The sequence below is a fragment of the Polaribacter litoreus genome (assembly GCF_054584775.1).
This window is the reverse complement of record NZ_JBTLRD010000023.1, coordinates 21843-41648: the sequence shown is the minus strand read 5'-3', so window position 1 is coordinate 41648 and position 19806 is coordinate 21843. Positions and strand designations below refer to the sequence as shown.

Genomic DNA, 19806 nt, shown 5'->3' with positions numbered 1-19806 from the left:
TATATTTGAAAACAGGATTAAACTATGAAAAATCTAATCCTGTAATTTTTAACTTACACACTTGATGGGAAAGTGTCGTCCTTTTTATTTCTGTATAAGATTAATCTTATTGCTAATAAGTAGCTCCTCAGCAGAGCTTAAGTCCACTTAAGATTAATGTCGATAATATAAAAATAATTATCTTCAAAACCACCAACTATTTTTGACAGCATTACCGATGATATTTAATTGGTTTTTAGAAAATACTACTCAATATATAAAATTGCTCCAAGACTAGGTTTATTTTTAATAGTATTGCCTAAAATATCATAATCAAGATTAAAACCTTGTAACAATCCAATTGTATCTTTTGGTAAATATGTAATTTTAATACCCTTTTTTAGTACCAAGTTTTTATTTTTAGGAATATAATCTTGTAAATTAATTCCTCCAGGATTTACAAATAATGGATTTCCATAAATTGGGTTCGAATCTGTAATACCTATTTCTTTAGGCCAGTTTTGTTTATTAAGAAATAAATTATTCTTAAAAATCACGTTTTCTACCCCTTTATTATTTAATTTATCTGGTCTGTATTGATCTCCTAAAACTGCTTTAGATGCACCTTGTAAATAAAAAATATTATTTGCAATTAAAATACCTTTACTTGTATTATCTATGGCTATTTTAGAAACAATGCTAGCATCTGAGTAAATGGTATTGTTATAAAAATAAGAGTTCACTGGGCCTTTTCTTTTTTTCTTGGTTCCCTGATAACCACTTAACCAAAAAATTTTACCTTCTTGAAATGCTCCATTAACCCCCTTTACTCTGTGACCGTCGTTAATACTGATATTGTAACGATATGCACAATTGTAGTTATTACCAAGTATCTCACAGAAACCCCCAGCATTATAAGCACTTAAATTATATTGAAGCACTACATTATCGCAATTAAAATCTATATGAGCACCTGCAGAATCTCCAGGGCCATTAGCATACAAAAACTTATTTTTTTCAATAAGTACGTAAGAGGCGCTCCACGTCCATAAACCACTTCCACGTCCCCATTTTCTAGAGTCATCAAAACTACCAGAATGTGTAACTGTATTATTTTTAACTATTACATGCGCTACACCAGACATTTGAATACCTGGCCCACCAGTTGCTTCTAGTCTATTATCATTAATAAAAACTTTAGTGATATTCTTCTTTTTGCCAGTTAATTTTATACCAGTATGAGATACGCTTTTAACATGTGAATTTTCTATACGAATATCATCTATAAAACCATTAAGATTTGAATTAATAACTCGAATTCCCCATCCGTATTTTTGAGTTCCGTTAGCCGTTTTAACTTCTTTTTTGCCTCTTACAAAACCTTTATTCTCGTAATAAACATCAAAAACAAACACTTTATTTATGCTGATGTTTGTCATGTGTTTTGATTGTTTGTTTGTTACCAAAATACCACATCTCATTTTAGATACTTTTTTAGAGTACTCATAAAAGCCATTTGCTGTTAATTGTACATTAGAAATCGTAATGTAGCTAGAATCCTCAATTAAAATTCCGTTTGGCGCTCCTTTAAAGTTGATAGTTGCAGGAATAACAGAGTTGCTAGAGTTCCATGAAATGGTATTAATAAGTATTGGATTTTCTTTGGTTCCTTGCAAGTTTTTTAAAATAATGTTGCCTTCATATATTTGATTAGAAGCTAAAAAAATACGGTCTCCTGCCAGTAACTTAATATTTTTTAATTGGTTTAATGTCTTAAAAGAATCCTTGATTGAAGTTCCTAAATTAGTATCGTTTCCTAAAGTAGGATGCACATAATAATCTTTAGCCAACAAGCAAAAATGACTAGAAAAAAAGATTACTAAAATGGAAATTTTAAATTTAAGTGACAGCTTTGGCATAATTAATTGTATTTAAAGTTATTGCTAAATATTTTATCTTTTTAAAATTTAGTGACTCAGAAGGCTTTTTTTACCTCTTGGATCTTTGAATAACACCTCTTTATTTTTTATAAGCTGTAGGTGTATGTGATAAGTTACCTCTTCCCAGGCTTTGCTTTCTCGCCAAAGAGGAGCTATCATTTTAGACTCCCAATTCGATAAATTTCTCAACAATTGATTAGCAGCTAGGCTATCTTTGGTAATTAAATTATTCGTTTCGCCCAAATCATTAGTTAGATTGTACAGCACACTTCCATAGTTTTTTAATCTTATCAATTTATAATCGCCCATTCTAGCAGCAGCTTCATCTAATTTTCGCCAAAATAGTTTTTTATGAGGATTGCCTTTCTTTTTACCAGATAAATAAGGTAACAGGTTGGTACCGTCTAACAATAAATTTTTATTTATTTCGATACCAGCAGCAGCCATTGAAGTACTAAAAATATCTAATGACGATGTTAAACCATTAAAATTTTGTTGTTCAGTAATTTTTTTTGGCCAACTCATAATAAATGGCACACGATGTCCACCCTCAAACTTATTCCCTTTCCAGCCTTTTAAAGGCCCCGTTTTTGATGAGTTATTATGCGCCCCACCATTATCGCTTAAAAAAAATATAAGTGTATTATCAAGCAAACTCAACTCTTTAAGTTTATTACGAAGTTTGCCAATATTTTTATCTAAAGACCAAGTCATGGCAGCTAATTTTTGCCTTGGATGATTTTTATATTTCAATAAATCTTCTTCTTTAGCCTCCAAAGGTGTGTGAACTGCATTATATGCCAGATACATAAAAAAAGGATTGCTTTTGTTTTCTTCTACAAAACTTACAGAACGATCTCCTAAAACATCTGTGAGATAACCGTCAAAAAAAACTTGCTTTCCATTTTGCTGAAGCATGTGTTTTTTTGACGGATTTTTCATCGGAAAATAAGATCTACCACCCGCTAAAAACCCGTAAAACTCATCAAACCCTCTTTTATTAGGATGGTCTGAAGCATCGCTTCCTAAATGCCATTTCCCTATAGCTATGGTTTTATAATTATTTTTTTTGAAAACATCTGCTATTGTTATAACGTTATCAGACAATCCAATTTCACCAGAATTACCAAACCCTGTTCCATTTGCCTCAAAACCAAAACGCTGTTGGTATTTACCTGTAATTAATCCTGCTCTTGAAGGCGCACAAACTGTTGCAGTTACATGAGCATCTGTAAACACAACACCACTTTTGGCTAAACTATCTATATAAGGTGTTTGCAAGTCTTTGCTACCCATAAAACCAAAATCAATATAGCCTGCATCATCTACCAAAACAACTATAATATTTGGCGGTTTATTAATATTTTGATTTTGTAAACCAGTTATTTTATCATTCTTTTTGTTGCTCATACAAGATGATAACACAATAACAATGCCCAGTAAATAAAGACTTTTAATCATATTAGATATTTTTGAAACGTAAACGAAAATAAAATTGTTGGCTTCATATCTATTTGTTTAAATATTTTCAATAAAAAATGACAGAGGTATCTTTTTATTTTAAATAAAAAAAGCAAGCTCTGTCATTTGTAAATAAAACCTTGATTAAAAAATATTCCTATTTTTTAATCAATTTATAAGTACCAACCGCTTTACTATTAGAAGCTTTTATAATGTATACACCATCTGAAAGGTCAGCTATATTTATTTGTTTATTAGCAGTCATGTTTTGTTTGAAAACTAATTTTCCTAATAAATTGTATATTTCTACTTTATTGATATTTTCTTCCGATGAAATTTTAATAAAATCATTAGCAGGATTTGGGCTTAATACAAAATCAAGCTGTTGTTGATCTTTTACTGAAGCTGTTGTTTCTTTAGTCACCGAAAAATCATCAATATATTTAAACGCACCTACTTGGCTATAGTATTGAAACCTTACCTTTGTTACCCCTACTGGAGCAGTAAAAGAAAACTTAGCTTCTTTCCAATCAAAAGAAGGGTTTTGATCTGATATTGTACACTGATAGTTTTCTGAGTTATTTGCATTACCACCACCATCAGCTACAATAGGTGTTAACGCTATAAAGTCTCCATTAGTATCTCCTGTATAATTTCTAACTTTCGCATTTGTACTTATGTAAAAAAACTGATTTGTAAACCAAAAATTAACGATGTAAGTTTCTCCTGGAACTACATCAAAGTCTTTCGCCATAGAAGCACCTTCTCCCCAATTGTTAATTCTTCCTGCATAGGTTCCACTTTTTGTTGTACCTGCTCCTACAACACCATCTGCTTCTACTACAGCTGTACCAAAGCCTGCCCAATCAGTTAAGTCTCCAGTTTCAAACCCTCCATTAGTAATGGGCAATGACTGCCCAAAGCTTAATGATATGGTTAATAATGCAAATAATAAAGTAACTTTTTTCATAATTTCTAAAATTTAATAATTAATATTCTTGTTTGTAATTTCTGTTGCAATCACAACAGTTTTTTGTTATTTTTTTGATAAATCTTTGTTTTAATTGAATTAAAACTTAGCTTATGATATTCATTAGCTTTTATTGATATAGCCTAACATAATCAATAACATATTGCAAAGGAAACTGAGTTTGATCTGGGTTTCCTCCATTAGAACCTATCGCCAAGTTTAAGAGTAGATGATGTTTTTGATTAAAAGGTTTGTTAACACCTCCAAAATTTGTTGTTGCATTCAACTGCTGGGTACTGTGGCTATTTAAGAATACATCATCTAAATAAATACTCATGGTATTGGCGTCCCAATCCATCCTCCATACATGAAATTTATTTTTCCAATCAGGATCTGCAGCAATAAATTCACTCAAAGGCTTAGTGTAACTGTTCCAGGAAGCTTTCCATCTTTGATTGGTTCCCCAAGCAAAATTTGCAAGTATAGAGGGATTACCGTTTTTTAAGTACATCTCTAAGATATCTACCTCTCCATTAGAAGGCCATTCACCATTTGTACCTAAAGTCCATATAGCAGGCCACGCACCTTTTTCTGTTGGTATTTTTGCTCTAACTTCTAGCCTGCCATATTTCCAGCTATGCTTTCCACGAGTTGTAATACTAGTAGAAGTATATTCTGCTGATGCTCTATTTTTTTTCCAATCACTAGATGATGGGTTATAGTTAGGGTTTGAAACGGTTTCTTTTCTAGCTTCTATGATTAAAGTATGCTCTTTGATAGTGGTATTATTTTGATACCATTGCAACTCTTCATTTCGTTTAAACCCTTGTTCAATATTCCAGTCATTTAAATCTACGCTTGTAGCATCTACATCAAATTCTTCATTCCAAACTAATTCATAGCCAGAATATGTTAATGGCTCTCTTTTATCTGGCGAATACTCTGAGTATGAGTTTTCCAAATTTATGTTAGTATCTTGAATATCTTCAAAGTCGAATTTATTGGCTTCAAATTGTCTTTCACAAGAGGCTACTCCTATTCCAAAAATGAAAAATATGATTAGATAGCTTTTCATACAGCTGTTTTAATTTTAATGATTATTACCAACCTATGTTTTGCGTTAGATTTCTATTTTTAAAAAGTTCTGCTTGCGGAATTGGGTACAAATTCATACGATCTTCAAATGCCCTTACTTCTAATAATTTTTTTTCGAAAACAAAACCACCCCCTGTATTATTTGGTGTTATTTCCATTTGATAAATATCTGTGGTTTGTTGGCCAATTTTCCAACGACGTATATCCCAAAAGCGATGATCTTCGAAAGCTAGCTCTACCATACGTTCATTTCTAAGTTTATCTCTAAATTGATTTTGACTTAAGCCAGATGGAAAGTTGGGCATATTTGCTCTTTGCCTTATTAAGTTTACCGCTTCAAGGGCTGTTAAACCAAGAGAGTTTGCATTCTCAGGTCCGTAGGCTTCGTTCATTGCCTCTGCATAATTTAAAAGCACTTCTCCATACCTAAACAATACCCAAGTATGCTCTCTACTTGTTGTATTTGTTGGCTGTAAATTAATAGCTTCAATTACATATTTTTTAAGATAATAGCCAGTTTTTGTTGCATTGGTTATTGGCTTTCCATTAGTGCCTCCAATAAAACTTTGTACAGTTTGACCTTTCCAGGTAGATCCGTTAGTGATGACAGTTTGCTGCAAACGAGGATCTCTACCTGAATACGGATTATTTGGGTCGTAACCAGAAGCAGGATCTGTTATAGGCAGCCCATTACTTTGCATTTCATAAGCATCTACTAAATTTTGAGTTGGGCAAGTACCTGTGTTTCCACCTTCAAAACCTACTGGAAAATTTCTACGTTCAAAACCGTTGGTATTTCCTTCACGTCGTTCTAAAATCAACTCATTACTGGTGTAATTATTTACAATATTGGCATAATTATTCTCTAAACTATAAACATTTAAATCAATTACTTCTTTTGCTGCAATAGCCGCTGCTTCCCATAACGAACTGTTGTTGTTGGTATTATGCAATGGGCTAGCTGCATACAGTAACAAACGTGCTTTTAGTGCAAGAGCAGCGCCTTTAGTAACTCTACCTGTTTCTGATGATGATGAAAAACCTATGTAACTTTCAGGAAGTTCTAAAGAAATAGCATCGCACTCACTAATAATAAAACTTACTACTTCATCAAAACTACTTTGCTTTGCATTTATAGCTTCTTCTGGAGTTAGTACTTTTGTTATTAAGGGTATATTTTTATATCGTTTTAAAAGCTCAAAATAAAAGTAAGCTCTTAAAAACCTTGCCTCGTAAGGATAGTTTTTAAATTGTTCTATAATTTCATCGTAATCTAAATTATACTGATCTTCTATAAACTCCTGACCTTCTGTTTCTTCTAAAAACATATTTACAGCTCTTATGCCCGAATACATATTTCCCCAAACATTATCTATGGGTTGAAGTGCACTGTATCTACCTTGGTTAAATCTTTGAATGTTTGATAAATCTAATACATGTTCAGCTTCATCTGATGCAGATGCACGCATGGCACCATCTATACTATTAAAGTCTGTAGGCAAGTAGTTATAAATTGCAGTTAAAAAGTTTTTAGATCGATTAAAATCTGTAAATACATCTTCTTTTCTATTAAATGATGTTTCGTCGTATTCTAGATACTCACAACTATTAGCTAACAGTAACAGCAAAGTAAGTAGGAAATAGTTTCTATTTTTTAGTAGTTTCATAATTACTTATTTATTAAAATTCAAGTTTAACTCCTAGGTGGTAAGATGCAAGTGATGGATACCCAACACCTGTAGCTTCTGGATCAGTTTCTCTAATAGAATCGATAGAAAACACATTCATTCCTCGTCCGTATATTTTAGCTTTTTTCATTTTTAGTTTGCTTATTACATTTTTAGGAAAATTGTAGTACACCTCAAAGCGTCTTAATTTTAGATAATTTGCTTTGGCTAACCAGATATCGTTTTTTTGATAATTATTTTCATTTTCTAATAAGGATAATCTTGGTAACGTTGCAGTGCTTGCAGTTTCTGGGGTCCAACTATTGGCAGAAAAATCAGTAATATTATTATTGCCACGCAATGCCCAGAAGGTACTCTTTGTATTTAAAAATACTGTTTGGTTTGCAATTCCTTGAAAAAGGATGTCTACACCAAGACCTCTCATTTCAAATCCGAAGTTTAACGAATAATACATTTCTGGATAACTATCAGAAAAACCTAAGGGTACAATATCAAGGTTATCTATAACCCCGTCATTATTTTGATCTTTATATTTGATATCACCTGGTCTTACATCAGAAAATAATTGCTGTGGACTATTATTGATATCATCTTGATTTTGAAAGAAACCAAGGCTCTGTAAACCAAACTGCTGCCCAATTGCATTACCCGTTTGTTTTAAGTAATCGAAAGGTTGAAACTCTTCATTCATTTCAACAATTTCGTTTTGTGCAAAGGTAAAATTACCCCCAATAAAGTACTTGAAACCATTAATTTCTTTTTTCCATAAAAGTGATGTTTCAATTCCTCGATTTTTAACTTCACCAGCATTTTCTATTGGTGTTGCAACCCCAATTAAAGAAGGTATTGCACCATTTGTACCCACTAAGATATTTTTACGCTTATCGTAAAATGCATCAAACTTTAATGACAAACCACCCAGTAATTCCATATCAACACCAATATTGGTTTTTATAGAATTTTCATAAGTAAGCCCTTGTGATGCTAAACGCGCTTCTCTAATACCCCCAAAATTACTATTATTGTTTGTAAAGAAATACCCTCCTCCACCTGTAAAAGCTTGGTCGTCTAGGTTTGGAGACATAATGTCATTTCCGCTCATACCCCAAGAGGCACGTAATTTTAGATAATCAATTATTTTATTTTCTTTTAAGAAATTTTCTTGATTTAGAACCCATGCTGCAGAAATAGCAGGAAAAACCCCAAAGCGATTTCCGTCTGGTAAAACACTGCTTCCTGCATAAGAAAGTACACCATCTATAAAATACTTATTTTGGTAAGAGTAACTGGCAGAAGCCATAAGGTTTTGACGTAGAAATGTATTGTACTGCCCTTGTATAACACGCTTATCTTGATGATACATTACAGATGTGTTAAACTCACTATTTTCACCAGAAGTTTCGTAGTTGAGTTTACCATACAATGTTGCATGACGCATTTGATTTCCGAAACTGTTACCAAAGTTTAAATCTGTTTCGTTACCAAAAATATTAGAAAATGTATTGTTGATTTCTCCAGTATTTGGGTCTCTTGTAAAAGATAAACTTTCATACAAAAAACCACGCAATCTTCTCTCAAAAAAATTAACTTCATTATCATAAGCTAGTGCAACTTCTGCAGACAAGCCCTTTATTAAACCATTCAAATTTTGGATAATTTGACCGTTCGCTGCAATTTGTCTTCCATTGGGTTGACGAATACCTGTTGAAGAAACTAGCGCAACAGGATTGTTATCATAAAATTCTGTACCTCCCCACTCACCATTTGGTGTAGTTACAGGAAAAGCTGCAGAAGGCACACTATAAAGCGCATCCATTACACCACTAACTCTTGCCCCAGGTTCTGTTCTACCATCAATATTTCCTGCTATATTTACAATGAATTTTGTGGTGTTTGTTAAATCGATATCTAGGTTTGTTCTAAAATTAAATCGATCGTATTTTATCTGACTATCATAACGTTCATCTAAAGTAGTATTATCGAATAAACCTCTTTCATTTTGATAATTAAGAGATGCAAAATATTTAATGTTTTTTCCACCACCTGTAAAACTGGTGTTGATGTTTGTTGTTGTACCAAAGTATCTGAAAGTTTCATCAAACCAATTTACATTTGGAAACAATGATGGATCTTCACCTGTTTGAAATGCAATTAAATCTTGGTTAGAGTATACTGCTTCATTACCATCAAGAATGCTAGCTTGGTTTACTGCATTCGCATAATCAAAAGCATTCAAGAAATTAGGTTCTCGTAAGGGAAAATTCCAACCTTGATCATAAGAAACCTCTACTTTAAAAGAATTGTATTCTCCTTTTTTTGTGGTAACCAATATAACACCATTTGCACCTCTTTGGCCATATCTAGCTAATGCTGTACCATCTTTTAAAACCGAAACACTTTGAATATCTGCTAGAGATAAAGAGGGTAAGTCTCTTTCAAAACCATCAACAATTACTAATGGGGCATTATTACCCAAGGTACCTCTACCTCTAACATTAATATTTGGTGTTCTACTCCAAGGTTCATTTGCATTTTGAAGTACCATTAAGCCCGATAATTGACCATACAGACTTTCTGAAGGATTGTTTAATGAGCTTTTTTCTAGCTTATTAAAATACACAATATCTATTGATGAGGTAATTTCTTGAGCTGATTTAGACATACCAAAACCCAGTTGTATTTCTTTATCTAATTTGCCTAATTTTACTTTAAGTTCTGGCGATTTTACTTCGATTGTTTTTTGCATATCAGCAAAAGACAACTTTATAAATGTATTTAAATCTATACTTAAAGTAGCTTTACCCTCTTTATCGGTTACTACTGACCCGATAATGCTATTTAAAGGTTGAATGCGAACAGATTCAAAAGGTTTTCCAAAGTCATTTAAAACAGAGATTTGAACCTCTTTATTTTGGCTAAAAATTACTTGAGAAGAAATAATTAGTACTAAAAAAGAGAAAAATTTAAGAGATTTATGATTTGTAGACATTAATAAATTTTGAAAACGAGAAACAGTAGAACTATACATATATCTATATTTTGAATCGCTGTCATTTAATTGTTCTAGTTTGTTATTTTTCATTTGATGTTGATTAGTATATTCAAAATTGTATGTATTACCACCCTGGGTTTTGTACCAAGCCATAGCCTTTATTAATTTCATTTGGCGGAAATGCGCTTAAGTACCATTTTGGCGAAAAATTACTCTGCCAATAACGTTCTGGAAGTTCGAACACCTCATAAGAAAAAGTATTACCTTGTTTTGTAGTATTTACTCCATGCAATGCTTTTGTAAAAGCTTCCTCATTTTTCCAACGAATTATATCATACCATCTAACTTCTTCATAACCAAACTCTAGAGCTCTTTCTAACAAAACAGCTTCTCGAAACGCTTCTTTAGATAACCCTGATGCCAAATCATTTAAACCAACACGATTTCTTATAATATTTACTGCTGCGTATGCTTCTGGTGTTGGACCACCATTTGCCTCATTTAAAGCTTCTGCATAAGAGAGGTATACTTCTGCCAAACGCATATATGGCCAATGCACAACAGACTGAAAAGAAGTGGCTGCATTTTGATCTAATAGAAATTTCTTTATACCAAACCCTGATCTGGTGCCATTAAAGTTAATATTTCTACGTTCGCGTCCACCTATCCAAAGTTCTGCTTTTCTACCCTTAAAATCATCACCATTTACAAGTACTGTTTCATAAAGTCTTGGATCACGATTTGCCCAGGGGTCATTGGGATCCCAGCCAGAACCTGGTGAATTAATTGGAGTACCGTCTGCCATTGGAAACATATCTACATATTCTTTAGTAGGACAGGCTGTACCATAACCAGCAGCACTTTGATAAAAATAATATTGCCCATCAAAACGAAAACCAGTTCTATATCTAACTCTAGTACTAATTAACACCTCTCCATTACCTCTATCGTAATAAGCATCTTGAAAATCTTGTCTTGGATTTCCTGTATTTTTAAGTGCATAGCCCCCTTCTAGCGCAATTTTATCTAACAATTCTTTAGATGCTTCAGCTGCACGTAACCATAATTCTGGATCATAACCTCCATGCCAAGTATAATTTTTATCAGAAGCTTCACCTGAAAGATATGGCTGAGTGTCATTAAATAAAGGACTTGCTCCAAAAAGCAACACTCTTGCTTTTAAAGCCATTGCTGCAGCCTTGTTAAAGCGTCCATCCCAATTGGCTGGGTCATTTGTAACCCAAGGTAAATCAGCAATAGCTTCGTCTAAAAGTGCCACTATATTATTCATAGTTTCTTTTGATGTTAATCTTGGTAAATCTGTATTTTCGGTAGGAGTATAAGCATGATCTACCCAAGGAAGGCCTCCAAAATTACGATACATATCTGTGTAATGCAGTGCAATAATCATTTTTGCCTCTGCTTTTAACTGTGCTATATACTCAGGCGTTGCGTCTGGAATTTGATCTGCATTTTCTATAAAATTCCATCCTATTCTTATTCCATCCCAACTTTGTTCTTTGGTATAGCTATACTTTACCCTTGCATCATTGTTTTCTACTGCTGCAGAATATTGGCCATTGTAGTAAAGTTGATTTACACCACCCCATGGCATAAAAGTATGGCTCAAATCTGATAGCGATTCTAAAATATCCATACCTAATTTATTTCCTTTTGCAGACCAATTGGTATTTAATCCGTAAGGTAATGTAGAATATCCGCGCCATAAATAACGCTGAGACAACTCTAACGAATTAAATATGGTGTCTGAAGTAACGTCTACACTAGGCTCTTTTTCTAAAAAATCATTACCAAACTCTACTTTTTCACAGCTACTTAAAATTAGCGCTAGCATGGTAATCATATAAATTATTCTAGTTGCTTTCATTTGTTTATATTTTTTATTATCAATTGTAACATCCATTAAATTATTTTTCTTTATATCTAATTTTCTGCTATGTATTGCTTTATAAATGTTCGTTATCCTCTTTTTTAATTTCTTTTGTTTAAAGAAAGTTTACTCTTAAACCAAAATTATACACTTTAGTTAGCGGATATACTGAGTCGCTACCTGTTCTTGTTTCAGGATCTGTAATATCTAGTTTAGAGATGGTAATTAAATTAGTACCATTTAAAAATGCTTTTAAGTTACCAATGCCCATTTTTTTCAAAAATTGATTTTTGAAGTTATACCCCATTTCGAGGTTTTTTAATCGAATGTATGAAGCATCACGTAGCCAGAAATCTGAGTTTTTGGTATTATTAGCTCTACCAGTAAGCGTCATTCTTGGGTATGTGGCTGTATCTGCAGTTTCTGGTGTCCAGCGTCCATCTGCCATATATTGTAATAATGATCGATCTAAAGTTGCCCCAAATGCTACACGATAAGTTTCTGCTAAAAGTCTAGATGTATTTGTGGCTCCTGCCCAAGACATCGTTAAGCTAAAGTTTCTGTATTGAAAGCCATAGTTAAGTCCAAAATTATACATTGGGTATACAGGATAACCTATTGCTCTTTGATCATCTTGGTTAATAATTCCATCACCATTTAAATCTTTGTAAACCATATCACCCGGCTTTAAGTTATATAGGTGATCTGGAAGTGCATCATTACCAGTATCTGCATCATTATAAAATTTATCGAATATATACCCAAAAGGTTGTCCTACAGGATTTCCTGTTCTGAGTAGATAATCTTCTGTTTGAGGCACTTCATCTTGAAAGACGATTTTATTCTTGGCATTAGATACATTTGCGTTTATCCAGTAATTAAAATCGCTGTTGACTTTATGATTCCATTTTAATTCAATTTCGAAACCCTTATTTTGCACTTTACCAATATTTACAGCAGGTAAATCGTAAGCAACAAAGGCTGGCACTGTACCTCTAAAAGCTAAAATATCTGAACGGTTTTCTATAAAGTAATCGACATTTAAGCCTAATTTATTGTCAAGTAATTTAAGTTCTATTCCATAATTCTGTTTTTCGGAAGTTTCCCAAGTAACATCTGGGTTTCCTATTTGTCCTTCACTTGCTGCAGGTTGATTAAATGGTGTATCTGTACCAAAATTGTAGTTTCCACTGGTTGGATCGAAACTATTTGGAAGATAAAGAAAACGATTTCCTCCAATTCTATCATTACCAACAAGACCATATGATACACGTATTTTCATAAAATCTAATACGGATTGATTTTCCATAAAAGGCTCATTTGTCATTACCCATCCTGCAGAAAACGCAGGAAAAACACCAAAACGTTTGCCTTTAGCAAAATTTTCTGAACCATTGTAACCAATACTAAAGTTCGCTAAATAAGTATTTTTATAATCATAGGTTGCACGACCAACAATACCCACCAAACCAAGAGGAATATCTGTAAACTGGCCTGGATAATATCTTTTTTGTTGATTATACAATAGCAAACCACTAACATTATGATAACCGAACTTGTTTTTATAATTTAAACCTGCCTCTAAATACCAGTCTCTACTTGTACCATAGCCTTCACCATAGGTTAAATTACCATCTTGACCATTTCTTTGGTAAACAATTTCATTGCTATTAGGGTCGGCATTTTGATCTATATCTCTAAGAAAAATAGGTGTGTAACTTGCTACTGAAGAATTTCTATTTTTACTATGAGTGTAGGCTGTATTGTAGGCAAATTTAGTTCTGAACTTTAAGCCTTTGATAAAATTTAATTCTTGAACCAAATCAAGGTCCATATTTAATCTGTTATTTAAAATATTTGAGAATCCTTGACCATAGAATGGATCTAAACCATCCTTTTTGTTACCAGGAATGTAAAAATCACCATTTAAAATATATCTACCATCTACAATACCAGGCCCTGAAAATGGTACAGACCAATAAATATCTCTAAACAATTCACTAAAATTATTCTTTGTGTTTGGACGATTTGTTACTCTGGCCTGACCACCAATAGTAACTCCTAATTTTGTGGTATTGGTTACTTTAATATCTAAATTAGAGCGATAGTTATATCTTTGAAAAGAAAAGTTATAATCGTAATCAGACTCAAATGTTCTAAATAAACCATCTTGATTTAAAATTCCTAGAGATACAAAATATTTTACCTTTTCGGTACCACCAGAAATATTAATATTTGCTTGTGTTTGTTGTGCATTTGGTTTTAAAAGATAATCTACCCAATCTGTATTGGGGTATAATATTGGGTTTGAACCAGTTCTAAATGCTTCTAATGCCTCTGGAGAAAATTTAAGATTGGCAGGATCAATATTGGGTTCGTCATTTAATTGAGCCTCGTTATAACGCTGAGCATAGGTGTAACTATCCGCAAAATCTAATAATCTTGTAGGCTCTTGAATACCAGTTGAAAAACTTGTTGATATTTTTGCTTTTCCGAATTTACCCCTTTTGGTAGTTACTAAAATAACACCATTTGCACCTCTAACACCATACACAGCAGTAGCAGACGCATCTTTAAGAATAGATATACTTTCAATTTCGTTAGGATCTAAAGACATAAAAGATCGTTCTACACCATCAACAATCATTAAAGGGGTTGATCTTCCTTCAGACAAAGAACCGATTCCACGTAAATAAATATTAGGATTATCTGCTCCTGGTTGTCCTGAAAATTGAACTGTAGACAAACCTGTTACCCTACCTGCTAAAGAGTTTGCAACGTTAGGTGCTGGAGATTGCACAAGCTCTGCCGACTTTATTGTACTTATTGACCCTGTTACAGTAGTCTTTTTTTGCTCTCCGTAAGCTACTATAGTAATTTCTTCTAAATCTGTTGTACTAGAATTTAAGACAACATCAATATTATTTTTGCCATTAATAGACACCTCTTTAACTTCGAAACCTAAATAATTAAAAACTAATATACCCTTTGATGAAGCTGATAAATTGTAATTACCATCAAAATCTGTTGTAGTACCATTAGTGGTTCCTTTTTCTATTATTGAAACACCTGGAAGTAGGTTTCCTTCACTATCTACCACCTTTCCTTTAATACTAATATCTTGAGACCATAAGGAATGATTTATGCTTAATGAAGCTAATAGGATTAGAAATAAATAAAATCGTTTTTGTTTAACTCTCATTGTTTTTAGTTTTTTTCGCTAAGCGAATCAATAATTGAAATATTATCTCTGGTTGTTTTTTAGCAAAACCTACTAGTTAGCGCATAATCGTCTAAATTAGAATTACCTAACAAGAAAATTTAAGAGGCTTTGCTGTGAGTACTGTATTTTTTAATTTAATAATCTATAAGATTGATTAGGACATTATCTATTGCATTTCTTTTTACATCTAATTTTGAAAAAGTTGTTTTTTTATTCATTTTAACTATTAATTTTTGGTTTAAAAAAATCACTGAAAAAAATGGTTTTATCCCTGTTTCAAAATTCTAAAAAACATAAAAAAAAGGGTGGGTTAAATAAGTCAAAGAATTGGTTGAATAGATTAATTTACTGAAAACAGTACCTTAACCTTGGCTTTTGGAGTTTTTTTCTTTGTATTGAGATGGCAAACAGTTAAACTGTTTTTTAAATGACACATTAAAGTATTTATAATCGTTGAAACCAACTTCGCTAGCAATTTGTGTTAGGTTCATATCTGTTGAGGCTAAAATTAAATAAGCTGCTTTTTTTAAACGAATAGATTTTATAAAAGCGGTTAATGATAGACCTGTAAGCGATTTTATTTTACGATATAAGGTAGATTGACTCATATGCAATTTGTCTACCATATCATTAATACCAAAATTAGAGTTTTCCATATTTTCTTCTACTAACAAAATAGCTTTGTGTATAAAGGTGTTTTCAATATCTGTGTCTATATTTACTGTTTCTGTAGGTTCAAATCGTATTTTATTCTGTAAATGCGCTCTTACTTTTTCTCTATTTTCTAATAAACTAGCTATTCTTGCCTTTACTACACTAGCATTAAAAGGTTTTGTAATGTAATCGTTGGCACCTGTTTGAAGGCCTTCTATTTCAAAAACTGATGATGTTCTGGCTGTTAACAAAATAACAGGTATATGAGAGGTTGTTATTTTAGTTTTTAACTCTTTACAAAGTGTTATGCCATCTTTTTCTGGCATCATAACATCACTGATAATTAAATCTGGAATTTCTTCTGTAGCAATAGTAAACCCTGTATTACCATTATCTGCCTTTAGTATATGATACGTATCACTTAAAATATCTTCTAAATAATTGAGTATTTCTAGATTATCATCAATAATAAGCACACTATGCTCTTTGGTCGTGTTTTTTAAACTTCTTATTGCGTGTACATTTGATAAAGGTCCATAGGCTTTCATGTTATCTGTATTGATATAGCTTTCATTAATTTCTCCTTGATATAAACTAGAATCTAAAGAGAGTTTAATGGTAAATTCTGTTCCTATATTTTTTTTGCTTTTAACGTTTATTGTTCCATGATGTTGTTCTATAATTTTTTTAGAAAAAGCCAAGCCAATGCCACTTCCAATCATTCTAGTTGTATTTGCTGATTTGATTTGAAAAAAGCGATCAAAAATTTTATCTAAATCCTCTTCATTCATACCAATTCCGTTATCTTTTATAGAAATGATACAAAACCCATCTTTACGTTTTATAGACATGGTTATTTTATCTCCTGCATTAGAGTATTTTATAGCGTTAGATAGTAAATTGCACAAAACAATCTCCATTTTATTTCTATCAAACGGAAAAAATATTTCTTCTTCATCTGATACAAATTTGTATTTGATATTTTTAGATTTTGCCAATTGCTTAAAATAAAGGTGAACTTCTTTAGAAAATCTAACAAAATTACCGTGCGAAACTTGTATTGCCTGCAACCCATTATCTGCTTTTCGAAAATCTAACAATTGATTGATAAGGTTTAACAACCGATTTGAGTTTCTATCTATTATTGCCAGATTTTTATAAACTTTATCTGATAAATTTTTACTTTCTAGTAGTTCTTTTAAAGGAGTTATAATTAAGGTTAAAGGAGTTCGAAATTCATGAGATATATTGGTAAAAAAGTTAAGTTTTGCTTCGCTCAATTCCAATTCTTTTTCTTTATCTATTCTGGCTATTTCTAAACTACTTTTTAATTTTAATTTATAGTTGTTAGACCTAATTAAATATGCAACAATACTTAATAATATGAAACTATATATTAGTATTGCCCAAGGGCTTTTCCAAGGAGATCCTTCTAGATAAATATCTAATACTTTAGGTTGGCTCCAATTTTGCCCATCTCTAGTTCCTTGTACTTTAAGCGTATATTTTTTTGGGTTTAAACCAGCAAAGTTTATTTCGTTTCTATTTTGCAAATTTATCCACTCGTTATGATAGCCTTCTAATAAATATCTATATTGAATGTTTAAAGGACCCAAAAAATCATTGGCTGCAAATCGGGTTGAAAAATAATTGTCTTGATATGTTAATTTTATTTTATCAGCATAATTAAAACTTTTATCCAGAATTTTTTTATGCGTATTAAAATCAATTATTTGGTTATTAATTCGTAACCCTGTAAATATAATTTCTGGTATATTTTTAAAATCTTTAATTTTTAAAGGCTCAAAAAAAGTAATATTATCAATACCACCAAAATATATAGATTCATCATTATAATTATAAAAACTTCGGTTATTAAATGAAGTTGTTCTAATACCATTTGTAGCATCGTAGCTAGTAATAGATGCATTTGCTTCATTATACTTTACAATGCCTGTATGGGTTGTTAACCATAAATTATAGCTAGCATCAAAAGTTATTGAGCAAATAAAATCGTTATTTAAACCCTCTTTTTTAGTAAGTGTATTTTCTTGTGTTAATTTACCATTTTGATGTTTTAACTTTATCAAACCATTGGGGGTGGCTAACCAAATAAAACGACCTTTTATTGCAAATGAATTAATGATACCACTAGTTGATTTATCACTTAATAGTGATGATTCATGTATAAATTCTTTTTTTTCTTCATCAAATAAATGCAAGCCATTGTATGTACTCATCCATACACGATTGTCTGTATCTTTTAAAATAGCTGTTACACGATTGCTTTTTATTCTATTTTTATTTTTTTTGAATATCGAATAAATAGCATACTTTTTAGGCTTGTTAATATTTGCTAATTCAACAACAGCAACTCCTTGCTGTTGGCTACCTATGTAAATGGTATTTTTTTTAATTAAAAAAGCGGTTACTTTATTGATTCGTTTCGAAAAAAATATAATTTTTTCTAAATTTAAATCATAAATATAAAACCCATCTTTTACCCCTATATATAGTTTTTCTTTGTGTTGATATAAAGCATTTACTTTTGTATTTCCAATTGCCTTAATTTGTTTTAAATTAGAAAAATCTTTACCATAAAATAAACCACTAAAAAGGGTTCCTAGAAAAATATTATCTTCGTTTTTATGTATAGATGTAAAGTTTAAGTGCTCTTTTAATTCTTTATTTTCTATAAATTTATTGGCATTTTTAAAACCATTACCTTCTAGCAATTTAACAATACCTCCGTTTGCTGTAGCAATCCAAGTAACATTATTGGTATCGTGGTGTATGTCTAATATTGTTTTATAATTGTCTTTGATTTTTTCAGGATTTTTTGAAACTAAATCAATTTCAACAAACTCAGTAAGGCTATCGTTACTTCTATAAACCCCTCTCCCCCAAGTTCCTAACCAAATTCTATTGTGTTTATCTAAAGAAATTTTTTTGGAAAAATCACTAATTACCCCAGTTTCTAATGATTCTATAGCATCTGTTTTGTAATTGAAGGCATATATTTTTGTGTCTTTTTTAGAAGATGAAACCCAAACTTTATTACGCTTTACATCTGCTGATATGTCTGTAATTTGGCCAGGAATTTTAAACGTACGGATAGCGTTGTTTGAAGAATTGAAAAAATGTAAATTATTACCATTACAAAACCACATATTGTTTTTAAAATCTCTTGTAATGCTGTATGTGGCAACGCTACTATTGTAGTGTCTTATTTGTTTTTTTTTGTTGATATCTATAACAAACAATCCATTTTTCCATGTACCTACCCATATATTACCCTCTTTATCTTCTGCCAATGCTGTAATTCTTAGGCTTTCATCATAACTAGAATCAATTAAATTGTTATAGTTTTTAATGCGGTTGTTTTCTGTGTCTAAAACAGAAAGGCCTCCTGTTTTTGTTCCAATCCAAATGTTAGAATTTGAGTCTTTAAAAAGTACTTCAATATTTTCATTTAACAGCTCATTATATACAGAGCTGGGTTTAATGTATTCGAAATCGTACCCATTAAATTTTGTAATACCATTTTCTGTACCAATCCATTTTATATTTAAATCATCGCTTAAAATACTGGTGGTGTAGTTGTGTGATAAACCTTGCTCTGTAGTTATAAAATCTACAACATAATTAAAATCATTTTTTTGAGCTGAAAGGTGCGTAGAGCATAAAAAAAGTAATGCAATAATTGTATGTTTCATCATTTTAAAAAAGTATTCATTTAATGTTGGCAAAAAAACACTTGCTTCATTTAAATTGTTCAAGATTCATTTTATTTCAACTAATATTACATCTAATTAAAATTAACAATTCTTACAAAACCAATATACATATTTTTAAATACTTAAAAAAAAGGTATAAAAATTATATTATCCACAAAAATAAACTATTTTAAAAA

Annotated in this window: 9 protein-coding genes; all 9 read right to left on the bottom strand. The window is 31.5% G+C overall.

The genetic code is table 11. The features are described 5' to 3' along the window. Positions 1-245: 245 nt before the first annotated feature. Positions 246-1898, bottom strand: coding sequence for a right-handed parallel beta-helix repeat-containing protein (locus ACW9UN_RS15855; protein ID WP_459487345.1), 1653 nt, complete (start codon positions 1896-1898; stop codon positions 246-248). Between the two features lie 48 nt (positions 1899-1946). Beyond that, the gene (locus ACW9UN_RS15850) at positions 1947-3380 is read right to left on the bottom strand and encodes a sulfatase-like hydrolase/transferase (protein ID WP_459487344.1); all 1434 of its coding nucleotides are present in this window, start codon (positions 3378-3380) and stop codon (positions 1947-1949) included. Between the two features lie 157 nt (positions 3381-3537). Continuing rightward, a complete protein-coding gene (locus ACW9UN_RS15845) occupies positions 3538-4350 on the bottom strand; it encodes a T9SS type A sorting domain-containing protein (RefSeq protein ID WP_459487343.1) in 813 nt (270 codons plus the stop codon). 130 nt (positions 4351-4480) lie between these two features. After that, positions 4481-5425 carry a glycoside hydrolase family 16 protein gene (locus ACW9UN_RS15840; RefSeq protein ID WP_459487342.1) on the bottom strand — a complete coding sequence of 315 codons (945 nt, stop codon included), beginning with the start codon at positions 5423-5425 and terminating at the stop codon, positions 4481-4483. 25 nt (positions 5426-5450) lie between these two features. Continuing rightward, a complete protein-coding gene (locus ACW9UN_RS15835) occupies positions 5451-7112 on the bottom strand; it encodes a RagB/SusD family nutrient uptake outer membrane protein (protein WP_459487341.1) in 1662 nt (553 codons plus the stop codon). 13 nt (positions 7113-7125) lie between these two features. Continuing rightward, the gene (locus tag ACW9UN_RS15830; RefSeq protein ID WP_459487340.1) at positions 7126-10296 is read right to left on the bottom strand and encodes a SusC/RagA family TonB-linked outer membrane protein; all 3171 of its coding nucleotides are present in this window, start codon (positions 10294-10296) and stop codon (positions 7126-7128) included. Next, the gene (locus ACW9UN_RS15825; protein WP_459487339.1) at positions 10250-12049 is read right to left on the bottom strand and encodes a RagB/SusD family nutrient uptake outer membrane protein; all 1800 of its coding nucleotides are present in this window, start codon (positions 12047-12049) and stop codon (positions 10250-10252) included. Before ACW9UN_RS15825 ends, ACW9UN_RS15830 begins: the two co-directional genes overlap by 47 nt. A gap of 82 nt (positions 12050-12131) precedes the next feature. Beyond that, complete coding sequence (locus ACW9UN_RS15820; RefSeq protein ID WP_459487338.1) at positions 12132-15218, bottom strand: SusC/RagA family TonB-linked outer membrane protein; 3087 nt, start codon at positions 15216-15218, stop codon at positions 12132-12134. Between the two features lie 383 nt (positions 15219-15601). Then, positions 15602-19612 carry a hybrid sensor histidine kinase/response regulator transcription factor gene (locus ACW9UN_RS15815; RefSeq protein WP_459487337.1) on the bottom strand — a complete coding sequence of 1337 codons (4011 nt, stop codon included), beginning with the start codon at positions 19610-19612 and terminating at the stop codon, positions 15602-15604. Positions 19613-19806: the final 194 nt, after the last annotated feature.